The organism is Duncaniella dubosii (assembly GCF_004803915.1).
In the GTDB taxonomy this organism is placed as follows: domain Bacteria; phylum Bacteroidota; class Bacteroidia; order Bacteroidales; family Muribaculaceae; genus Duncaniella; species Duncaniella dubosii.
The window spans coordinates 3089073-3110238 of the sequence record NZ_CP039396.1 but is presented as its reverse complement, the minus strand read 5'-3'; the positions used below and the strand labels follow the sequence as shown (position 1 = coordinate 3110238).

Sequence of the window (21166 nt, the reverse complement as noted above, 5' to 3'; positions counted from 1 at the left end):
TATGAGCCGTAACAAACAATTTTAATAACCCTATATAAATGGAAAAAGTAAATCAATCATTCGTTGAGTCCGGCCGTCGGCTGCTTTCCGACAAGGCTTGGGCGCGATGGACAGCGTTGGCGCTGGTTGCGTCAATGATGCTGTTTGCCTACATGTTTGTCGACGTAATGTCGCCGTTGCAGTCTTTGATTCAGAAACAACGCGGCTGGTCGCCGGATGCTTTCGGCTACTATGCCGGTGCTGAGTACATATTAAATGTGTTCGGGTTTCTCATCCTTGCCGGTATCATACTTGACAAGATGGGTGTGCGTTTCACCGGGACTCTTTCCGCTTCGCTTATGGTGGCAGGTGCTCTCATTAAACTTTATGCCATCAGTGAATTGTTTCAAGGGACTGCGCTTGAGCTCTGGCTTAATTCATGGTGGACTGAAATGCCGGGCAGTGCAAAGCTTGCCGCTCTCGGCTTTATGATTTTTGGCTGCGGATGTGAAATGGCCGGAATTACTGTCTCTAAAGCCCTTGCCAAGTGGTTTGAAGGTAAGGAAATGGCGCTTGCAATGGGGCTTGAGATGGCCATAGCGAGAATCGGAGTGTTCTTCATCTTTACAATCTCACCCCGTCTTGCCGACAGCGTAGTTCCGGCTTCGGTCGTAGTTCCTGTGGCTTTCTGCTCGGCGCTGCTTTGTATCGGCCTCCTTGCCTATATTGTGTTTACTTTCATGGATGCCAAGCTTGACCGCGAGATGGGTGCCAATAAGGTTGCTGAAGCTGAGTCTGACGAAGAGTTCAAGCTTTCGGATGTCGGTTCGATTTTCAAAAGCAAGCTTTTCTGGATTATAGCAATGCTATGTGTACTTTACTATTCGGCAATTTTCCCATTCCAGCGTTACGCAGCCAATATGCTTCAGTGTAACCTTGGCATTTCCGAGACTCAGGCATCTGATATTTTCCGTTGGTTCCCGGTTGGAGCGGCGGCTCTCACGCCTCTGCTCGGTTATTATCTTGACCGTAAAGGCAAAGGGGCAAGCATGCTGATTCTTGGTGCGATCCTGATGATCGTATGTCACCTGACATTCGCATTTGTAGTTCCCGCAACTAAGAGTGAACTGATTACTTATTCGGCCATCGTCGTGTTGGGTATCTCGTTTTCTCTCGTGCCGGCGGCTCTTTGGCCGTCAGTCCCCAAAATTATGGACAAACGCTTCCTTGGCAGTGCTTATTCATTGATATTCTGGGTGCAGAATATAGGTCTCGCGTTCGTTCCCATTCTTATCGGTAAGGTGATCACTTGGTCTAATCCCGGAGTTACAGACCCGATGCAATATGACTACACTCTTCCAATGTGTTGTTTTGCGTCCCTTGGAGTGCTTGCTCTAATCTTCGGTATTATACTCAAGGCTATGAATACGGTTCATCACTATGGACTTGAAGACCCCAATATAAAAGAGGATTTTGAAGACGTACGTATTGACGGCGAAGCTTAAAATTCACCACATAAAACAATCCGGCCGGAAAATTCTGAAATGATTTTCTGGCCGGATTGTTTTATGTGGTTATAGATTTTGTCAGAAAGACCGTTCGCGGCGTGACGCGTCTATTCGCAGCAGAATGAAAAGAAGGAATGTGAATCCCCATAGAGAAGAACCTCCGTAGCTGAAGAAGGGGAGAGGAATACCGATTACGGGACATAGACCGATTACCATGCCGATATTGATTGCAATATGGAATATGAGATAACTTGCCACACAATAAGCATAGACACGTCCAAATACGTTTGGCTGGCGTTCGGCAATATGTATGATTCGTAATATAAGTATCAGGAACAATAACAAAACCCCGGCTGAGCCGATGAATCCTTCCTCTTCTCCGACTGTGCAGAATATAAAGTCGGTATGCTGTTCGGGGACATATTTAAGCTTTGTCTGAGTACCGTTAAGGAATCCTTTGCCAAATAAACCTCCTGAGCCGATAGCTATTTTAGACTGATTGACGTTGTATCCTGCTCCTCTGAGATCTTCCTCCATGCCAAGGGCCACTTTTATGCGCATCTGCTGGTGTGGTTGGAGTATGGATGTAAACGCATAATTGACTGAAAACAGGAATACGATTGAGGTTAATGCCGCGCTCACTGTTATTATTAGTTTCCGCGCTTTCGTCTTGAACATCAGCAGGACGCAATATGCAAGAGCCCACATAATGACAGTTATAAAGAATATCATGCCGGGAACAGGCACTCCGGCGATTTCAAGGACTGTTACAATCGCGCTTGTACCGAGAAACCACAGTAATACGTTTCGGGCTGCTTCAAATTCCTTGCAGTATATCGCAAGCATAGCCACGATAAGCAACATTATCATTATGAACACAGCAGCCTGCCCTGAGGGTATTCCTAAAATAAGGGTTCCTGTGAATTTGACGGCTACTACAAAAAATGTCACTGCGCAGACTGCAGCAAGCAGAATCAATCCGCTCATGCCCTCGCGGTACAGCACAAAAAAGAGCGACAAATAAACGAGCGCTGAACCGGTTTCTTTCTGACCGAGAATCAGAACTACGGGCAGGAAGATTATCAGAAGTGCGAGCATGTAGTTCTTACGCGATGCGTTGAGCACGAAATTATAGCTTGAAAACAGTTTTGCAAGGCACAGGGCGGTCGCAAATTTGCCGAATTCGGCCGGCTGAAGGCTCATCGGCCCGATTACAAGCCAAGAGCGTGAGCCTTTGATGTCGGGGGCGATAAATATAGTGACAAGTAATAGCAAAAGTAATCCACCATAGATTACGTAGGCATAATTTTCATATACCCTGGCGTCTATAAGGAGCAAGACAAGACCAAGGACAAGAGACAGCCCTATCCAACGGAACTGTTTGCCTGAAAACTCAGTGAAACTTAGCATGTTGGCATGGTCAAAGTCATAGCTTGCAGCATAAATGCTTACCATTCCGGCCATGACGAGTATGATATATAGAACGACTGTAAACCAATCGACATATCTGAATACAGAACCGCTGTTTTCTTGTTGCATTTTTTATCCTTTAAAAATTGAGTAGATTCCGATTCCGCAAAAAGAACTTTCTAATGTTTCTTCGTACCGGCGAATTGTATTGTGTTTGATTGCAGCATACGTTCCTCAAGATATTTCCGCTCTGGAGGTATGTAACCTCGAAGATAGCGTTCCATGACGAGCGAACCGATCGGGACACCGAATGTCGCTCCGAAGCCTGCATTTTCGACATAGACCGCAATTGCTATTTTCGGGTCATGGTAAGGCGCAAATCCCATAAACGCCGAATGGTCCTTGCCGTGTGGATTCTGGGCTGTGCCGGTTTTGCCGCAGACTTCAATGTCTGTCAGGTTGGCGAGGCGGCATGTTCCTCCTGTGACCGCCATGCGCATACCCTCTGCAATGTCGTTATACCAGTGAGAGGCAATAGTTGGGATGTGCTTCTCAAGATACTCGGCCGGAACAATAGTGTCCTGTATTTCTTTGACCACATGCGGAGTGATATAATGGCCTCTGTTGGCAATTGTAGCGCATAAGTTTGCGATTTGGAGAGGGGTAGCAAGTATTTCGCCTTGTCCGATTGAGATTGAGATTATAGTGTTTGCGCTCCAATGGCCTGCTCCATACCATTTGTTATAGAAATCGACGTTGGGAATAAATCCTCGGTATTCACCTGGAAGATCCACCCCGAGTTTGTAGCCATAGCCCATAGAGACCATGTGCTTTTTCCATATATCAAAGGCATTTGCCGAACTGCCATATTTCCCTCGTTTGTCAATCATGGCCTTGAAGCCCCAACAGAAATATGCGTTGCATGATGTCTGGAGTGCAGGTTTCAGAGGGAGGGGAGATCCATGTCCGTGGCAGCCGACTCGCAGACCGCCCGAGATAAATCCGTGATGGCAGGGAAACATGGTTCCGGTCGTGATGATTCCCTCTTCAAGAAGAATGAGACCTTGTGTTGGCTTGAATGTCGAGCCGGGAGGATATGTCGCCTGAATCGCACGGTTGAAGAGCGGCTTGTCAGGGTCGGCCATCATTTTATTGTAATTTACACCGCGTTCACGGCCGATGAGCAGACTTGGATCGTAGGATGGAGCGGAGACGAGGCAGAGTATTTCGCCGGTTGACGGTTCGATGGCTACTACCGCCCCTTTCTTATTCATCATCAGAGACTCGGCATATTGCTGTAGCTCGATGTTGAGCGATAGCTTGATGTTTTTTCCCGCCACTGCGTCACGGTCAAGTGCGCCTTCTTCATAGCGGCCCTGTATGCGTCCGAGAGCGTCGCGCATCAGCACTTCTGCGCCCTTTGTCCCGCGAAGATGCTCCTCGTATGTGTGTTCGATGCCAATATCGCCGATATAGTCGCCGGGCATATAGTACGGGTCTTTGTCAATGTCTTTCTGTGATACTTCACGGATATTTCCAAGTACATTCGCAGCTGTTTTGTATTTGTACTCGCGCAGGATTCGTTTCTGGATGTAGAAACCGGGGAAACGATACAGTTTTTCCTGCAGACGACCGTACTCTTCAGCTGTAAGATGTGTAAGGAGTTTCTGTGGGGAATATGACGAATAGCCCGGATTGCGCCGCTTGTCTTTCATGTCTACAAAGCGTTTGCGCAGGTCTTCAGGTGTGATATTGAGTGCCCGGCAGAAATCGAGAGTGTCGAACTCCTTCACGTCTCGCGGAATCATCATGACATCGTAGGCGGGCTGATTGTATACGACAAGCCGCCCGTCGCGGTCATAAATTATGCCACGGGAAGGATAGACTGCTTTTCGCAGAAACGCATTTGAGTCGGCATACTCTTTATATTTTGAATCAAATACCTGTAGGCTGACAAGCCTGAAGATATATATCATGGCGATAATCACGATGAAACCGCCTATGACGTAGCGCCGTTTTTCGAGATTATAATCTTTTCTCACTTCTTTTCGCTTCGTGGAGTCATGAAGCTGTCAATTCCGACCATGATTGCCATCGAAAGGATTGTGCTGAATACAATCCGCAGCAGTAGGCGTACGGGGTTGAAGAATGTGAACGCTTCAATCAGAAATATGATTGTACAGTAAAGCAACGTCATTGTAAGAAGATATTTCAGATACGTTGCTGTTCCGAGCGAGTGCATTGATGGTTCCGGACGTGTCAGATCCTCCTCGCGCGGTACGTAAAGTCTGAGTATCGGTCTGCGACACATGGCAAGTATCGTGCACGACACAGTGTTCATTCCGTATGTGTCTGAAAAAATGTCTACTATCAGACCGAGAAAAAAACTGATGGTGAGAAGCCAGTTGAGCGAAAGCGTGATCGGCAGTCGCAAAATCAGGTAAATAAACACCAGTGGCACAGCGACATTGAACAGGCATATGTGGTTGAACACAATTACCTGTGCAAGCACCAGAATTATACCGAGAAGAATGAATTTAAGCACCGTTTTGCTCATTTGGAATCAATTGATGTTTTTGATTTCGATATCCTTTTCAACTTCAGCGAGTTCCTCTTTCATGTTGTCGCGTATGACTCGTACGGTCGAAAGGGTTGAGAAATCGGTGAATAATTTTATGCGTAGCGTGTAAAAGTTGTCCTCGCGATCCCGTGAGCCTGAAAGGATTGTTCCGACAGGAACTCCTTCAGGGAAAACGGATGAATAGCCACTTGTCACAACCGTATCGCCTTTTACAAACTTGGCATGCTTTGGAAGCTCTTCGAGTATCGCCTCACCGGGATCACGTCCGTCCCATACGAGTGAGCCGACTTGGTCTTCCCCTTTTACCTTGCATGACAGTCTGAGATATGGGTTTAGAACGGAAATAAGTCTTGCAGTATGGTCGCCTACGACATTTACTATTCCGACAATTCCATTCTGGTCTATTACGCCCATCTCAGGCTCAATTCCGTCAAGACGCCCTTTCTCTATGGTTATATAATTGTGGGAGTGGTTGATTGAATTGTTGATTACATGGGCAATCAGAAAATGATAGCGTGTGAGTGCTGAATCTACTGTCATCGTGTCGGCGTAAATTTTTTCCCGCTCAGCACGCAGATGGTTTTTCAACATGTAGTTTTCAAGTTCGAGTTCCGAGATGCGTGCCTGTAAATCCTCATTGATGTCGCGCAACGAGAAGTAAGATGTAACATTGTGTGTGGTGTTGTAGACTCCTGATGCGATAATATTTGCAGATGATAGAAAGACATGATGCTGAAATGGATTGCGTGAAAACAGCAATGCAAATCCCGCCACAAGATAGAGCGCGAATAGGAACCACGAACTGTATTTTACGAAAAACTTTAGAAGCTCGCTCAATGTAAATGGATATAAGCTATACGAACAGCAGTGCATAAGAGCTTGGCATAAAAAGGCTTGATGCCTAAGCTACTTACGCAATGCTAATTCATGGTTGTCTGTAAAAAGTCAATGTGAAGAAAGATGGCGTATGGATTTCGCCGGTCTTATCGTATGAGGAACGAGAATGTGTCGATGTTTTTCAACGCGACACCTGTTCCCTTTGCTACTGCGAGCAACGGATCTTCCGCTATGTGGAACTGGATGCCGATTTTGTCGGTCAGACGTTTGTCAAGACCGCGCAGCATAGCGCCACCGCCTGCGAGGAAGATGCCGTTCATGACGATGTCGGAATAGAGTTCCGGTGGGGTCTCGTCAAGGGCCTGAAGCACGGCGGCTTCAATACGGGAAATTGACTTTTCGATGCAATGTGAGATTTCCTGATAGCTGACGGGGACTTCCATCGGAAGTGCTGTCATTTTGTTCGGGCCATGTACAATGAAGTCTTCCGGCGGATTTTCAAGTTCAGTGAGAGCAGAACCGACGTGGATTTTGATTTGTTCGGCTGTGCGCTCGCCGACCTTGACATTGTGTACGCGGCTCATATGCTCCATAATGTCATCTGTCAGGTCGTCGCCTGCTACCTGAATGCTCTTATTGGAGACAATGCCACCCAAAGAGATGACGGCAATTTCAGTCGTGCCACCGCCTATGTCCACAATCATGTTTCCTTGGGGGGCGAGTACGTCAATGCCGATACCGAGCGCTGCGGCCATAGGTTCGTAAATCATGTATACGTCACGGCCACCGGCATGTTCCGATGAGTCACGGACCGCACGGATTTCGACCTCTGTCGATCCGAAGGTATGCCGACCACCATCTTCATTGAAGGTGAGAACCAATTGCTTTTGGAACTTGCTTTTTTGATGAGACCACGGATCATCATCTCTGCGGCATTGAAGTTGGCGATTACACCCTTACGGAGCGGACGTATAGTCTCGATGCCGTCGTTTTCTTTGCCCTGCATTAGTTTGGCTTCGCGGCCGACAGCAATGAGTTTGCCGGTGCGTTTTTCGATTGCCACGATCGAAGGCTCGTCGATGACAATCTTGTCATTGTGTATTATAATCGTATTGGCCGTACCGAGGTCAATTGCGATTTCTTTAGTGAATGAAAGTAATCCCATTGGTTGTATTGAGGTTCGAAGTTTGTTATCTTTGACAAGTCCCGGAGAGCAATAAATTTGCTCAGGGACTTGTCAAAGATTAGATGTAAGGATTAATGCTTGAAATGGCGGAAACCGGTGATGACCATAGCCATGTCATTGGCGTTGCAATAATCAACGCTTTCCTGATCTCGGATTGAGCCTCCGGGATGTATTACAGCTGTAACACCTGCCTCATGTGCGATTTCTACGCAGTCGGGGAAGGGGAAGAATGCGTCAGATGCCATAACTGCGCCGTGAAGGTCAAAACCGAATGAATGTGCCTTTTCGATAGCTTGCTTGAGCGCGTCTACGCGTGAAGTCTGGCCGACACCGCTTGCAAGAAGCATGCCGTCTTTTGCAAGGACTATTGCATTACTCTTTGAATTCTTCACAATCTTGTTGGCAAACAGAAGATCGGCAGCCTGCTGAGGTGAGACTGCTTTTTCGCTTACCTGTTTGAGGTCATCGACGGTTTCAATCTTAAGGTCGCGTTCCTGAACGAGCGCACCATTTAGGATTGATCGGAACTGCATTTTGGTGTCAAGCTCTTTCTTGATTACGAGGATTATGCGGTTCTTTTTTTGTTTGAGTATTTCAAGAGCACCGTCGGTATATGCTGGTGCTATGATGACCTCAAAGAATATTTTGTTGATTTCCTCAGCTGCGGCTTCGTCTACAGTTCCGTTGGTGATGAGCACACCGCCAAACGCACTTACCGGGTCTCCTGCAAGTGCGTCTTTCCATGCTTCCGCGATGGTAGGACGAGTCGCAAGGCCACATGCGTTGTTGTGTTTGAGAACTGCAAATGTAGGATCGGTAAATTCTGAAATCAGAGATACTGCCGCGTCAATGTCAAGGAGATTGTTATAGGAAATCTCTTTGCCGTGAAGCTGGGTGAACATTGCTTCGAAATCACCGAAGAATGTGCCTTTCTGATGTGGGTTTTCACCGTAGCGCATTGCTTTTGCATCATCGAATGCAATGCGTAGCGCGTCGCATTCGTCAATGGGACATTGAACTGTTGTCGATGCGAAATAATTGTAGATGTCGGTGTCGTAGCCAGATGATACGGCGAAAGCCTGACCGGCGAACCAGCGACGTTCTTCAAGAGAAGTTTCGGCGCCGTTGCGTTTGAGCGTTTCGGCAAGAGGTTTGTATTGTGCTTTGGACGCGACGATCACTACATCTTTGTAGTTCTTGGCTGCTGCGCGGATAAGCGATATGCCGCCTATGTCAATTTTCTCAATAATGTCAGCTTCTGGTGCTCCTGATGCCACAGTCGCACGGAACGGATAGAGGTCTACGATTACAAGGTCGATTTCAGGGATTTCGTATTGTGCTATCTGTCCCCGGTCGCCCTCGTTATCACGACGGTTAAGGATGCCTCCGAAAACTTTGGGGTGTAGGGTTTTGACGCGGCCGCCAAGTATGGAAGGGTAGCCGGTAAGATCCTCTACGGCATCACATTCATAACCTAAACTTTCAATAAAAGAACGAGTGCCCCCTGTCGAAAGGAATTTAACACCGTCGGCATGGAGCAACGACAAAATTTCATCCAGTCCGTCTTTGTAAAAGACTGAAATAAGCGCGGTCTTGATTCGTTTGTTGTCAGACATCGGTAGTAATTTCTGAACTTATTTTGGAAACTATGATTTTGAAAGTGCAAAGTTAATGAAAAATACTCACTATTTGAAGGAATTTAAGCTCAATTGTTGGCGGTTTAAATTAAAAAATTAATAACTTTTATCGAAGGATTGATGTTTGGTGCATATTGTTTTCTCTATATCGTTCCGGGTACGGTACTTTTAGAATAAAAGAAAGAGTCCTGATTAAAAAATCAGGACTCTTTTGTAATCTTCAAGTGAATTTGTCCACAAGCTGGAAAAATTACTTTCTGATACCGAGCTCTTTCTGGGCGATGATGGCGCGGTAGCGGTTGATATCCTTGCGGATGAGATAGTCGAGAAGTCGACGACGCTTACCTACCAAAGCCTTAAGAGCTCGTGCTGTCGTATAATCTTTGTGATTTGACTTGAGGTGTTCAGTCAAATGAGCGATACGGACTGAGAATAATGCAATCTGTGCTTCAGGTGAGCCAGTGTCAGTCTTGCCCTTACCGTACTTCTCAAAGATTTCTACTTTTTCATCAGAGTTCAAGTGCATTGATACAGATGTTTAAAAGTGGTTAATGATATATGATAAATAGATATTTGCTCTAAAAGAGCGTACAAAGGTAAGCATTAACTTTGATAAATCCAAACCTTTGCGGGAAAAACGATGGCAAAACTTGGCATGTATACCCTTTTGTCAGGAGCCGATATGGTTTAGTCCATGTTTAGATGGTCTTTTGCGGGATTACGGAAATGGATCTTGTGTTCAAGATATTCCTGAGTAGCAATCAGAGTGGGCTTGGGGAGGCGCTCGTAGAAGCGTGAGATTTCAATCTGTTCGCGGTTTTCCGAGATTTCCTCAAGGTTGTCGCTTAGCGATGCGAATTCCTGAAGTTTCTTTTCGAGGTCGTGTTTCATCTCGCCGGCGATCTGATTTGAGCGTTTGGCGATGATACATACGGTTTCATAAACGTTGCCGGTGTCCTCGCTCATTTTGATGAGGTCGCGGGTCTGAGTGTTGAGAGGTGCGTTGGTCTTCTTGTAGTCCATTATATCTCTGAGGTTTATGTAGTTGTTGCTTGTGCTTGTTACTCCTTGTGGTTAGTCCTTGACATAGCGCTGGGCGATTTTGAAAATATTGTCGGCCTCTTCGCGGTTGGGAGTGTCGGGGTAGTTATTTATATAGGAGTAATATTCGTCGATGACTTCGCGGAAGCGGTCTGCTTTCTTTTCGTCGATACTTTCGCGTGCTTCCTGATATCTGGCTTTCAGGACGAGCAGTTCAAGGTCTTCTTTGTATTTTGAATAGGGATAGTCCTTGATGGCATTCTTGGCGACTATTACAGCGCTTTCGTAGTTGTTACCCTGATAGCTGCCAAGGTTGTAATATAGCTGGGCGTTTTCAAGCTGTTTCAGGGTCAGTTTGTCCTGAAGTTCAAAGATGGCATTCTGGGCGATTGATACTTTGTCGCTTTTAGGAAAATAGTCAAGGAATGACTGGAGTTCTTCAATGGCCTTTATTGTCCCTGACTGGTCGAGCTGAGGCTCGGGGAGTCGAGGTAATATCCGTAGCCTGTATAGAAACGGGCTAATTCTGTATATTTACCTTTCGGGAAACGGCTGTAATATGTCTTGAAGTATTCCCCTGAAGTCTGGTAGTCTTTGTTCTCATAGTTTGAGAGGGCAAGAAGGTAGAGAGCGTCTTCAGCCTTTTCAGAACCTTTGAACTGAGTGACGATGTCTTCAAGCGCAGTTGATGCCTGAGTGTATTTTTTCGCTTCGAAAGCTCGCTTGGCATAATCGAGACGATAGTTTGCGTCATTGCTTTTGAGCACGCGCTGATACTCTCCACACGATGTGAAGATCATGGCGGTTGCAAGCAAGACTAAGTACTTTCGCATTTTTGTGATCACTGATTATTTGGTGGTCTTCGTGAGAATTGATTTTTCAACTTGCAAATTTAACGCATTTTTGGCAATTTTGAGCAATTGACGACCGATATTTTTAGTAAAAATAACATTATTCCGTATTATTATATCAGGATGAGGCTAAAATTCGATAAATTCAGCTAAATTTGTCAATAAAAACATTAAATACATGGTCAAGAATATTAGCATAAGGCTCTTTTTCATTTTCTCTCTGATGGTTTCGGCGGGAGTATGTGCGCTTCCGGTATGGGGCGGTTCTCCCAAACGTGAAATGCGCGGTGTGTGGCTTGCAACCGTATGGGGGATTGACTGGCCATCTGTGACGGGAACGACACCTGCGATACAGAGGAAACAGAAGGCCGAGATGATGGAGTTGCTTGACCGTTGCGAAAAAATGAATCTGACATCGGTCTTTTTTCAAGTGCGTGGCATGGCGGATGTGATGTACGATTCAAAACTTGAGCCGTGGTCTTCGTTTATATCAGGCAAAAGAGGTATATCTCCCGGATGGGATCCTTTGGAATTTGTGGTCAATGAATGCCACAAGCGCGGTCTGGAGTGCTATGCGTGGGTAAACCCGTTCAGATGGAGCGCTGGAACTAACTACGACAGCGATATTGACAGAAAATGGAAAGATCAAGGCTGGTTGCTGTCGTATGGGAAATACACCGTGTTTAACCCGGGGATTGAAGAGGTGCGTGAGCATATCGTCAATATATGCCGTGAGATAGTTACCGGCTATGCTGTCGACGGACTTGTGTTTGACGACTATTTTTACCCAAACCGTATCCCGGAAACATCAGATGCTCCTGATTATGCTCTTTGGCAGGAGCAGTCTCCGTGGATGAGTTTTGGGACTGGCGAAGGGCTAACGTGCATAAAACGGTGGCCGATATACATTGCATGCTTCTTGATACGCGTCCTGATGTTAGATTCGGAATCTCGCCGGCCGGTGTTGCCGGAAAGTCGCATACATCTTCCGATAAATGGGGAATGCTGCCGTGTGGGGTTAAGGCTGACGATTGGCAATATAAAGAAATCTATTCAGACCCTCTCGGCTGGCTTTACCAGCAGACTGTAGACTTTATTTCTCCGCAAATCTATTGGCCGACGACTCACTCGACAGCGCCTTATGAACCATTGGTGCGTTGGTGGAGCAACGCGGCGGGGCTATATGGATGTCATTTCTATTCGAGCATGACGCTTGCTCCTCTTGAAAAGAATAATACGCCATCGCAGCGTAGTGAGATTTTGCGTCAAGTAGAAGCTAACAGGGCTCTTAGTATGACAGGCGAGTTCGGGTCTGTGTTTTATAGCGCCAAGTTTCTTGGTAAGCTATCGCAGGACATAGCGCGCGAGCATTATTCGAGCAAAGCGCTATCTCCGAGGATATGTCGAAAAGGTGGCGAGAAACCATTGTCGCCGAGCGGGCTGTCATCAAAAGGAGGAGTATTGTCATGGAGGGAGCAAAAATGTGATTCCGGGAAGTTGCGGCGTTATGCTGTCTACGCTTTCCCGGCTCATCTGTCGAGGGAGGAAATTATGGATACCGGAGGTGACGGCATAGACAGCAGGTATCTTGTCAGGATCAGTTATGGTTGCTCTGTCGCTGTCCCTATGGGGATGGGTTATGCTGTGACTGCAATTGACGGGGATTCGGTTGAATCCGACCCTGTTTTCCTTTAACCGGCATATCGGATAATCTTTCTTGTGGAGATATATTGAATTTGATGTGGGCGCTCTGTCTCAGAGTGCCCACATCGTAGTTTTAACGAATCAAGATTTTTGCTAATCAGCTTATTGAAGTTGAAATCTGTTGACAATGATGTGTGCCTGCATAGTCTTAGCTTGCAGTTTTCGGATGGGAAAAGCGTTTTGAATCCTGTGTCACGTAGAATCGGATGATTGCGTAAATAATGTTCTGCATCGGCGTCAACGTGTCCTCCGGGTTTTGCCCGAGAATGAATTCCATGCTCAGGGCATTGCTGATAGGTGTGCGATCGGCCGGTTGGAGTGAGTTGATTGTATTGATGACACGCGGACTGATGACAAATGAAGTTTTCATGATAGCTGGTTTTGAGAAGTGAGAAAAGTGAGGAGTATTACGGGGTGGTAATGGAGAATGAGTGGTTGACTTTGCAAAGATAGTGAATGATGTGAGCTAAAATATTGCCCATGTAGATTAATGTATGTTAATGATACTGAAAAGCGCATCTTGCCACACGTAGATATGACAAGATGCGCTTAATCGGGTTTAATTATAACAGTTGATTTGCGTTAGAGCATTTTCACTGAACGGTTGATAAATTCATTGAGGTCGCGTCCACGGAGAAGTCCGTTTGCAAGAAGAGCGAGGTCTATGGCCTGTTTCACAACCGGCTTCTCGGAAGCATAGCGGGCTATGATCTCTTCCTTTTCCATACGGTTCTTCTCGACATTGTCGGAAAGTTGCTTTTCTTCGGCCTTTTGCTCGTCGGTAGGTTTATTGTCCTTGATTTCAGAGCGGAGAACGGTAATCTTTTCGTTGTCTGCGTCAATAGTGCCGTTGATGGGAGCAAGCTTTTCGGAAAGAGCCTTCTCGGCTTCGTCAAGAATTTTCGCAACGACAGGCTGCGAAGTGTTGACGATAAGGTTATAACTGTCTGGAAGTTCTGCATAGAAACTCATGCCGGGCTGAGTGGCCGCCATGTCTTTCATGCGTCGCATATATTCGTTCTGAGTGATGAGAATCGGGTTGGCTGCAGGATCGAGCGATTCGAACGACACGAGGAAATCTGCTTTTTCTACGGCAGGAATCTGGCTGCGGAATAGTGGGGTAAGGAGTGAAATCTGTTCCGATGTAAGACCACTGTCCTTGGCCTCCTCTTTCGGGATGAGTTTCTCGGCGACATCGCTGTCTACGCGCACGAAATGGGTCTTTTCAAGCTTGCTTTCAAGCATAGAAATGAAATGGCCGTCAAGCTGTCCGTCCATGAGCAGCACATTGTAGCCTTTCTCGTTTGCAGAATGGATATAATTGTATTGGGCGGTTACATCGGTCGCATAAATATAGACTACGTTGCCGTCCTTGTCGGTCTGGGACGCTTCAACGAGGGTGCGGTATTCGTCAAGAGTGAAATATTTTCCCTCTGTGTCGCGGAGAAGGGCGAACTTCATGGCTGAGTCGCAGAATTTCTCGTCTGTCAGCATGCCATACTCGATAAAAATCTTGATGTCATCCCATTTTGCCTCGAAATCGGCTCTGTTTTCCTTGAAAAGTTCGTCAAGTCGTGATGCCACTTTCTTGGTGATGTAGCCAGAGATTTTTTTTACGGCTGTATCACTCTGGAGATATGAACGTGACACGTTCAGGGGATGTCTGGCGAGTCGATGACACCTTGAAGAAGCATCATGAACTCAGGCACGACACCTTCGACTGAATCTGTCACATAGACCTGATTGCAATAGAGCTGGATGCGGTTCTTGCGGATGTCAAGGTTGCTTTTAATTTTTGGGAAGAACAGGATGCCTGTAAGAGTGAAAGGATAGTCAACGTTAAGATGAATCCAGAACAATGGATCTTCCTGTCCGGGATAAAGCTCATGGTAGAATTTGCGGTAATCCTCGTCAGTCAGTTCAGACGGTTTCTTGGTCCATGCCGGTTCGGTATCGTTGACAATTTTGTCCTTGTCGGTGTCGACATATTTACCGTCTTTCCATTCTTGCTCTTTGCCGGAAATTACAGGGACAGGAAGGAAGCGGCAATATTTCTTCAACAGGGTGTCAATGCGTGCCTGTTCGAGAAATTCCTTGTTGTCATCGTCTATGTAGAGCACGATGTCCGTACCGTGTTCGGCTTTGTCGGTGGGCTCCATAGCGTATTCAGGGCTTCCGTCACATGTCCATTTCACTGCTTCAGCACCTTCCTTGTAGCTTAGCGAACGAATTTCGACTTTCTTTGCTACCATAAATGCAGAGTAGAAGCCGAGTCCGAAATGACCTATGATGGCGTTGGCGGTATCTTTGTATTTATTAAGGAACTCTTCCGCGCCTGAGAAGGCAATCTGATTTATATATTTATCAATGTCTTCAGATGTCATTCCGATACCGTGGTCGCTTACAGTGAGAGTGCCCGCTTCCTTATCGACGGTTACGCGGACTTTCATTTCGCCGAGCTCACCTTTGAAATCTCCGAATGAGGCAAGTGTTTTCAGCTTCTGGGTCGCATCAATGGCATTGGATACGAGTTCGCGAAGAAAAATTTCGTGGTCGGAGTAGAGGAATTTTTTTATGACCGGAAATATGTTTTCGGTTGTTACTCCAATCTGTCCTTTTTGCATAATATATCGGTTTAAGTTTTTTATATTTATTACTTAGAACAATATAGCAAACAAAATGCCAGAATGGAAAACTGACAAATTCTGTTAAAAATACTGCAAAAATGACAGACAGTCCACTTTTTAGTAATATGTGTGACGAAATTGTCGATGCGTCATTAATCGATGAGGGAAACTGTTTTCGGCAATATTACTGTTGTGTCGCGTGGAACGTTGATATTGTGACGGTCAAAAATGTTGACAGCATTGCGGATGAAACCTCTGCGGAAATGATCCATCGATTTGTGCAGCTTCTGACTTTCCGCAGGGAGAAGCATGAAATTGTCGCTGTTACCTAATGCCGGTTGTGTGAATACAAGCCGGTAGCTTGCTTTGCATACGTACGCACGGCCGAACACGTCGCGTGCGAGTTTCACACGGGCCATAGCACCTCCACGTGTGTCGGTGGTGCGCATTGATGAGATGAAGTTGCCTAACGAGTATACTGTGAAGCATGGACGGCCTGTCGGTCGGTGGATTTTCAGCTCCATCGGCTGGATCACATGCGGATGTCCTCCGATTATAAGTTCGACTCCCGAATCAGCCAGAAATTTTGCCAGACTTTTTTGAGATGCGTTGGGCAGGAGTTTATATTCCTCTCCCCAGTGAATGCACACTGCTATGATCTCAGCGCCTTTCTTTCGTGCATTGCTTATGTCGGATACTATACGCGCACGGTCAATATAGTCGATCTCAATGTCGCTTCTTTTAGTAATGCCGTTCGTGCCGTAAGTGTAGTTGAGAAACGCGACTTTAAACCCATTGATGTCATGAATCATCGGCAGTATGGAATCGCGATGAGCGAGGTTGCGATATACGCCGATATACGGGGCTCCTTTTCTTTCCAATGTGTTTATAGTTCTTATCACGCCTTTGTCGCGTCTGTCAAGAATGTGGTTGTTGGCGGTCAGGATAAGATTGAAGCCGGCATCTCTGAGCGCGTCGACATAGTTGTCATGCGCACAAAACATAGGGTAACCTGAATAGGGTGCGCCGCCAAGTGGAGTTTCAAGATTCACTACGGCGAAATCGGCCGAGGAAATATAGGGAGAGAGCGATGTGAAATAGGGGGAGTAGTCGAGAGAGCCGTCCTGCTGCATGGCCGCGTTAATCTGTCGCTGATGCTGCATCGCATCACCGGCAAACACAATCTCCGCGCTGTCCTGAGGAATCAGCAATGAGAGAAGCGACAGGAAAACTGCAATCATGCTCACGTCTTTTTGATAGTGTTATATGAATTTCAGGGATGCCGTTGTTGGCATCCCTGAACTGATATCGATTAATTGTAAATCTCTTTTTTAGCGGCAAGGAGGGTGTTGCGCATAAGCGAACATATTGTCATCGGGCCTACACCTCCGGGCACCGGGGTTATAAACGCACACTTTTCAGCTACGTTTTCAAAATCGACATCTCCACGCAGTCTGAATCCGCTCTTGCGGGTCGCGTCGGGGACACGGGTCGTTCCTACATCGATTACGGTCGCTCCCGGCTTCACCATATCGGCTGTGACAAATCCCGGACTTCCGAGCGCAGCGATAATGATATCAGCTTCTGCGCATGCCTCATTGATGTTGTTTGACGAACTGTGTAATACCGTCACAGTCGCGTTGCCGGGGTTGGCTTTATGCATCATGAGTGAGGCCACCGGCTTGCCGACAATGTTGCTTCGTCCGAGCACCACGCATTTAGCGCCCTTTGTGTTGATTCCGTAGCGTTTCAGTAGTTCCATGATGCCTGAAGGTGTAGCAGACACAAAGCATGGCAGACCGATTGACATACGGCCGACGTTTACAGGATGGAATCCGTCTACGTCCTTGCGGTAGTCTATCGCCTCGATGATTTTTTGTTCGGAAATATGTTTTGGCAACGGAAGCTGCACGATGAAACCGTCAACCTCGGGGTCATTGTTGAGCTTAGCGATGGTTTCAAGGAGCTTGGCCTCGGTGACATCATCCTCATAGCGGATAAGTGTCGAGCGGAAGCCACATGCCTCGCATGCCTTCACTTTATTGGCTACGTAGGTCTCGCTGCCACCGTCATGTCCGACGAGGATGGCTACGAGGTGGGGACGGCGCTTGCCTTGTGCTACCATTTCTTCGACTTCAGCTGCGATTTCGCGCTTGATGTCGTCTGCTGTCTTTTTTCCGTCGATAAGTGTCATCTTCTCATTCCTTTCATGTTACGCATCATTGCCATCGGGTTCTTGATGCCCGATACGGCTTTCATCATCTTGCGGGCGTCGTCAAACTGCTTGATGAGTCTGTTGACTTCCTGAATATCTGTGCCCGACCCCTTGGCAATGCGCTTGCGGCGGCTGCCGTTGAGAATTTCGGGACGCTCGCGCTCTTCCGCAGTCATCGAACGGATGATGGCCTCGATGCCTTTGAATGCGTTGTCGTCAATGTCAATATCCTTTATCGCCTTGCCGACACCGGGAATCATTGAAGCGAGTTCCTTCAGATTGCCCATCTTCTGGATTTGCTGTATCTGCTGGAGGAAGTCGTTGAAATTGAACTGGTTTTTGGCTATTTTGCGCTGGAGTTCGCGGCCTGTTTCTCGTCATAGGCATTCTGGGCTTTTTCGACGAGCGATACGATGTCGCCCATGCCGAGGATGCGGTCTGCCATACGCGAGGGGTGGAAAAGATCGAGTGCGTCGAGCTTTTCGCCTGTACCGACAAATTTGATTGGCTTTGTGACCACAGTCCGGATCGAAAGCGCAGCACCACCTCTGGTATCACCGTCGAGTTTGGTGAGCACAACGCCGTCAAAATCGAGACGGTCATTGAATTCCTTTGCCGTATTGACTGCGTCCTGACCTGTCATGGAGTCCACCACGAAAAGAGTCTCCTGCGGTTTGACAGCTTTCTTGATGGCCGCGATTTCCTGCATCATCTGCTCGTCGACAGCAAGACGGCCGGCGGTATCGATGATTACAAGGTCGTTATGGTTGGCCTTGGCATAGCGGATTGCATTTTCTGCAATCTCGACAGGGTTCTTGTTGCCGTCTTCGGTATAAACAGGGACATTGATCTGTTCGGCAAGAACTTTCAGCTGGTCGATAGCAGCCGGACGATATACGTCGCAAGCTACGAGTAGGGGGCGTTTGCCCTGTTCCGATTTGAGCTTACGAGCGAGTTTGCCTGAAAAGGTGGTCTTACCGGAACCTTGCAGACCTGACATGAGTATGACGGTCGGGTTGCCTGACAAATTGACCTGAGCTGTTTCGCCACCCATGAGGCGGGCAAGTTCGTCATGGACAATCTTGACCATGAGCTCGCCGGGTTTGATGGCGTTGATTACGTTCATACCCAGAGCCTTGGCTTTAACCTCGTCGGTAAACTGTTTTGCCACCTTGAAGTTCACGTCGGCTTCAAGAAGTGCACGACGCACATCCTTGAGGGTCTCGGCTACGTTGATTTCGGTGATTTTGCCTTCACCTTTCAGTATCTTGAAACTTCTTTCAAGTCTCTCGCTTAGATTCTCAAACACTTGGAATTGCGGGGGGATAGGGGTTAGAAAAACTTTTGCTTATAACATTTTGTAGTCGGCGTGGATGCCGGCTGCCGTCAAGTCTTCGGCCGTCGTGCCGGGTTTATTCCGGCAGAAGACGGTTGGTGCGGGTGTCGGGGAAGAGCACCACGGGCTTGTGGTTCTTGGCTTCTTCGGGTGTCATCTGTGCGTAGCACATCAGAATCACCACGTCACCCACCTGTACTTTGCGGGCAGCAGCACCGTTGAGACATATTACGCCAGAGCCTCTTTCACCGGGGATGACATAGGTGTCAAAACGTTCGCCGTTATTGTTGTCTACTATATAGATGCGTTCTCCGGGAAAGATTCCGGCTGCGTCAAGGAGATCTTGGTCAATGGTGATGCTGCCGATATAGTCCAGACGGGCTTCAGTGACAGTCACTCGGTGGATTTTGCACTTGAGTAGTTCGAGTGTCATTTCCTTTTGGGATATTTTATGTTGTCAATCAGGCGGACATCTCCGCAGAATACTGTTACACACCCTACGGCACTGTCGGTTTCGGCCCAGTCGCTGACAGGTTGCATGGTCAGTGCGTCGACGATTTCGTAGTACTCGACTTCCATCTGTGGGAAAGAGTTGATTTCATCAATGACATAGCGTTTTGTCTCTTCTACGCTATGATCGGCTGCCCACGAGAGGCTGCCTTCGAGTGCCTTGTGGATAGCAGGGGCGATTGCGCGCTGTTCGGGAGTGAGACGTACGTTGCGTGAGCTCATGGCAAGACCGTCGGCTTCACGTTTGATGGGACAGTCGACAATTTCAAGGTCAAATCCTTCAAGTTCGACCATTTTGCGTATCACGGCAATCTGCTGGAAGTCTTTCTCTCCGAAATATGCGCGAGTCGGGCGCGTAAAGTCAAAAAGTTTGCTGACAATCTGGGCTACGCCGTTGAAGTGTCCGGGACGCATTGCGCCTTCCATCACTTCTGCCACAGACCCGAGAGCGAATTGACGCGTGTCGGGTTCTGGATAGATTTCTTCAACCGAGGGTATGAAAGCATAGTCAACGCCAGCTTCGCACAGCATTGCCGTGTCGGCTTCTTCTGTGCGCGGGTAGGTTGCGAGGTCGTTTGGGTTGTTGAACTGCGTCGGGTTGACGAATACGCTTACCACTACGGTGTCGTTCTCACGACGGGCGCGTTCAATTAGCGACAGGTGTCCTGCGTGGAGCGCTCCCATTGTAGGGACGAGACCGATACTCCCGTTTTCACGGGCTGCGTTGAGCTTGGCTTTTAATTCTGCTACAGTGCGAATTATTTCCATTTCTTTACTGGTATGTCTGAAATTTCAGAGTGCAAAATTAAACATTATTTGCGCAACAAACAAATAAAAAAGTCCATTGATTTCACTGTAAGGCTTATTATATAATATGTATGCGAGAGGCAGTATTACTGCAGGTCTCCATTGAAGCGATAGGGCGGTCAATTGACGCCGGTTTTGACAAAAATAGGCCGTTAGACTAAAAAAGCTCGTAAAAGTCCCGGATTTTGCGTAACTTTGATGTTGGATTTAATTTTTGTGAAAGAAAAATGCAACAGGAATTTGCATCAAAACTGCTTGAAGGCGCTGTGACTGAATTGTCGCGGTTGCCCGGCATAGGGCGGAAGACAGCATTGAGGCTCGCACTCCACATACTTCGCATGGATGAAGGAATGGGGGTGGCGCTTGGGGAATCGATTATCAACATGCGGCGTGGCATACGTTACTGCTCCGTCTGTCACAATATATCCGAGACAGAAGTATGTCCTATCTGTGGCGACGGCAGACGAGACCGCGCTACGGTCTGCGTTGTGGAGAGTGTCAAGGATGTCATGAGCTTTGAGAACACCGGCCAATATGCGGGGCTTTACCATGTGCTCGGTGGGGTGATTTCACCGATGGATGGAGTTGGGCCTGACAGGCTTGAAATCGATTCTCTTGTCGAGCGTGTCGCTGCCGGTGATATCCGTGAAGTAATTCTCGCTTTGAGTGCCACAATGGAGGGGGAAACCACTAACTTCTATCTGTTCCGTCGTCTTGCCGAGTTTAGTGATGTCAGGATCACACAGCTTGCGCGTGGTGTTTCAGTCGGAAATGAAATTGAGTATACAGATGAGATAACCCTCGGGCGTTCGCTCTTGAACCGCACTCTATTTTCCGATTCCATCCGCCGTTAAACATTTTCATCCTGCCGTAATGACAGGATGAAATGTGCTACAATAGACCATTAGAAACAAGCTCTTTGGCTTTCAAAAAATTA

16 protein-coding genes and 4 pseudogenes are annotated in these 21166 nt (G+C 47.3%); 4 read left to right on the top strand and 16 right to left on the bottom strand.

The window, feature by feature from the left end:
• Positions 1-38 precede the first annotated feature (38 nt).
• On the top strand, positions 39-1484 hold the full coding sequence (locus E7747_RS13845; RefSeq protein WP_370275808.1) for an MFS transporter: 1446 nt from the start codon (positions 39-41) through the stop codon (positions 1482-1484).
• A gap of 81 nt (positions 1485-1565) precedes the next feature.
• On the opposite strand, the gene rodA is transcribed toward E7747_RS13845, so the two are convergent.
• From rodA to E7747_RS17085, 9 genes and pseudogenes are all read right to left on the bottom strand, one after another.
• Entirely contained in the window at positions 1566-3026 is a 1461-nt protein-coding gene (gene rodA / locus E7747_RS13840) for a rod shape-determining protein RodA (RefSeq protein WP_136416586.1), read from the bottom strand.
• Between the two features lie 50 nt (positions 3027-3076).
• The gene (gene mrdA, locus E7747_RS13835; RefSeq protein WP_123614459.1) at positions 3077-4939 is read right to left on the bottom strand and encodes a penicillin-binding protein 2; all 1863 of its coding nucleotides are present in this window, start codon (positions 4937-4939) and stop codon (positions 3077-3079) included.
• A complete protein-coding gene (locus E7747_RS13830; protein WP_136416584.1) occupies positions 4936-5454 on the bottom strand; it encodes a rod shape-determining protein MreD in 519 nt (172 codons plus the stop codon). The genes mrdA and E7747_RS13830 overlap by 4 nt, the downstream gene beginning before the upstream one ends.
• A gap of 6 nt (positions 5455-5460) precedes the next feature.
• Positions 5461-6315, bottom strand: coding sequence for a rod shape-determining protein MreC (gene mreC, locus E7747_RS13825; RefSeq protein WP_123614457.1), 855 nt, complete (start codon positions 6313-6315; stop codon positions 5461-5463).
• Positions 6316-6461: 146 nt separating this feature from the next.
• Positions 6462-7480: pseudogene (locus tag E7747_RS13820) on the bottom strand (rod shape-determining protein).
• Positions 7481-7572: 92 nt separating this feature from the next.
• Positions 7573-9117 carry a bifunctional phosphoribosylaminoimidazolecarboxamide formyltransferase/IMP cyclohydrolase gene (purH, locus tag E7747_RS13815; protein WP_123614455.1) on the bottom strand — a complete coding sequence of 515 codons (1545 nt, stop codon included), beginning with the start codon at positions 9115-9117 and terminating at the stop codon, positions 7573-7575.
• Positions 9118-9388: 271 nt separating this feature from the next.
• Positions 9389-9664, bottom strand: a complete 276-nt coding sequence (gene rpsO / locus E7747_RS13810) for a 30S ribosomal protein S15 (RefSeq protein WP_123614454.1) — start codon at positions 9662-9664, stop codon at positions 9389-9391.
• A gap of 161 nt (positions 9665-9825) precedes the next feature.
• Entirely contained in the window at positions 9826-10161 is a 336-nt protein-coding gene (locus tag E7747_RS13805; RefSeq protein WP_123614453.1) for a DNA-directed RNA polymerase subunit omega, read from the bottom strand.
• 467 nt (positions 10162-10628) lie between these two features.
• Entirely contained in the window at positions 10629-11012 is a 384-nt protein-coding gene (locus E7747_RS17085; protein WP_228449178.1) for an outer membrane protein assembly factor BamD, read from the bottom strand.
• A 196-nt stretch (positions 11013-11208) separates the two neighbouring features.
• Here E7747_RS17085 and E7747_RS17305 point away from each other — a divergent pair.
• A pseudogene (locus E7747_RS17305) lies at positions 11209-11862 on the top strand (glycoside hydrolase family 10 protein); the annotation flags it as partial.
• Positions 11863-11942: 80 nt separating this feature from the next.
• Positions 11943-12725: a family 10 glycosylhydrolase gene (locus tag E7747_RS17300; RefSeq protein WP_262710050.1), complete on the top strand. Its 783-nt coding sequence runs from the start codon at positions 11943-11945 to the stop codon at positions 12723-12725.
• Between the two features lie 157 nt (positions 12726-12882).
• Here E7747_RS17300 and E7747_RS13785 read toward each other — a convergent pair whose 3' ends face one another.
• The 7 genes and pseudogenes from E7747_RS13785 to panC form a co-directional block, all read right to left on the bottom strand.
• Positions 12883-13104 carry a hypothetical protein gene (locus E7747_RS13785; protein ID WP_123614450.1) on the bottom strand — a complete coding sequence of 74 codons (222 nt, stop codon included), beginning with the start codon at positions 13102-13104 and terminating at the stop codon, positions 12883-12885.
• Positions 13105-13316: 212 nt separating this feature from the next.
• A pseudogene (gene htpG, locus E7747_RS13780) lies at positions 13317-15358 on the bottom strand (molecular chaperone HtpG).
• Between the two features lie 155 nt (positions 15359-15513).
• Positions 15514-16602, bottom strand: a complete 1089-nt coding sequence (locus tag E7747_RS13775; RefSeq protein WP_136416579.1) for a CapA family protein — start codon at positions 16600-16602, stop codon at positions 15514-15516.
• A gap of 71 nt (positions 16603-16673) precedes the next feature.
• Positions 16674-17555: a bifunctional methylenetetrahydrofolate dehydrogenase/methenyltetrahydrofolate cyclohydrolase FolD gene (folD, locus tag E7747_RS13770; protein ID WP_136416577.1), complete on the bottom strand. Its 882-nt coding sequence runs from the start codon at positions 17553-17555 to the stop codon at positions 16674-16676.
• Positions 17552-18885: pseudogene (gene ffh / locus E7747_RS13765) on the bottom strand (signal recognition particle protein). The gene folD and the pseudogene ffh overlap by 4 nt, the downstream one beginning before the upstream one ends.
• Before the next feature lie 103 nt (positions 18886-18988).
• Complete coding sequence (gene panD / locus E7747_RS13760; RefSeq protein WP_123614444.1) at positions 18989-19345, bottom strand: aspartate 1-decarboxylase; 357 nt, start codon at positions 19343-19345, stop codon at positions 18989-18991.
• The gene (gene panC, locus E7747_RS13755) at positions 19342-20190 is read right to left on the bottom strand and encodes a pantoate--beta-alanine ligase (RefSeq protein ID WP_123614443.1); all 849 of its coding nucleotides are present in this window, start codon (positions 20188-20190) and stop codon (positions 19342-19344) included. The genes panD and panC overlap by 4 nt, the downstream gene beginning before the upstream one ends.
• 266 nt (positions 20191-20456) lie before the next feature.
• On the opposite strand from panC, the gene recR reads away from it, so the two are divergent.
• Positions 20457-21083 (top strand): recombination mediator RecR, encoded by a 627-nt coding sequence (gene recR / locus E7747_RS13750; protein WP_123614442.1) that lies wholly within the window; start codon positions 20457-20459, stop codon positions 21081-21083.
• Positions 21084-21166: the final 83 nt, after the last annotated feature.

Bases quoted from the DNA above. Each gene is read 5' to 3' on its own strand.
- E7747_RS13845 (WP_370275808.1), top strand. From the start codon at position 39: ATGGAAAAAGTAAATCAATCATTCGTTGAGTCCGGCCGTCGGCTGCTT.
- rodA (WP_136416586.1), bottom strand. From the start codon at position 3,026: ATGCAACAAGAAAACAGCGGTTCTGTATTCAGATATGTCGATTGGTTT.
- E7747_RS13830 (WP_136416584.1), bottom strand. From the start codon at position 5,454: ATGAGCAAAACGGTGCTTAAATTCATTCTTCTCGGTATAATTCTGGTG.
- purH (WP_123614455.1), bottom strand. From the start codon at position 9,117: ATGTCTGACAACAAACGAATCAAGACCGCGCTTATTTCAGTCTTTTAC.
- rpsO (WP_123614454.1), bottom strand. From the start codon at position 9,664: ATGCACTTGAACTCTGATGAAAAAGTAGAAATCTTTGAGAAGTACGGT.
- E7747_RS13805 (WP_123614453.1), bottom strand. From the start codon at position 10,161: ATGGACTACAAGAAGACCAACGCACCTCTCAACACTCAGACCCGCGAC.
- E7747_RS17085 (WP_228449178.1), bottom strand. From the start codon at position 11,012: ATGCGAAAGTACTTAGTCTTGCTTGCAACCGCCATGATCTTCACATCG.
- E7747_RS17300 (WP_262710050.1), top strand. From the start codon at position 11,943: ATGCTTCTTGATACGCGTCCTGATGTTAGATTCGGAATCTCGCCGGCC.
- E7747_RS13785 (WP_123614450.1), bottom strand. From the start codon at position 13,104: ATGAAAACTTCATTTGTCATCAGTCCGCGTGTCATCAATACAATCAAC.
- E7747_RS13775 (WP_136416579.1), bottom strand. From the start codon at position 16,602: ATGATTGCAGTTTTCCTGTCGCTTCTCTCATTGCTGATTCCTCAGGAC.
- folD (WP_136416577.1), bottom strand. From the start codon at position 17,555: ATGACACTTATCGACGGAAAAAAGACAGCAGACGACATCAAGCGCGAA.
- panD (WP_123614444.1), bottom strand. From the start codon at position 19,345: ATGACACTCGAACTACTCAAGTGCAAAATCCACCGAGTGACTGTCACT.
- panC (WP_123614443.1), bottom strand. From the start codon at position 20,190: ATGGAAATAATTCGCACTGTAGCAGAATTAAAAGCCAAGCTCAACGCA.
- recR (WP_123614442.1), top strand. From the start codon at position 20,457: ATGCAACAGGAATTTGCATCAAAACTGCTTGAAGGCGCTGTGACTGAA.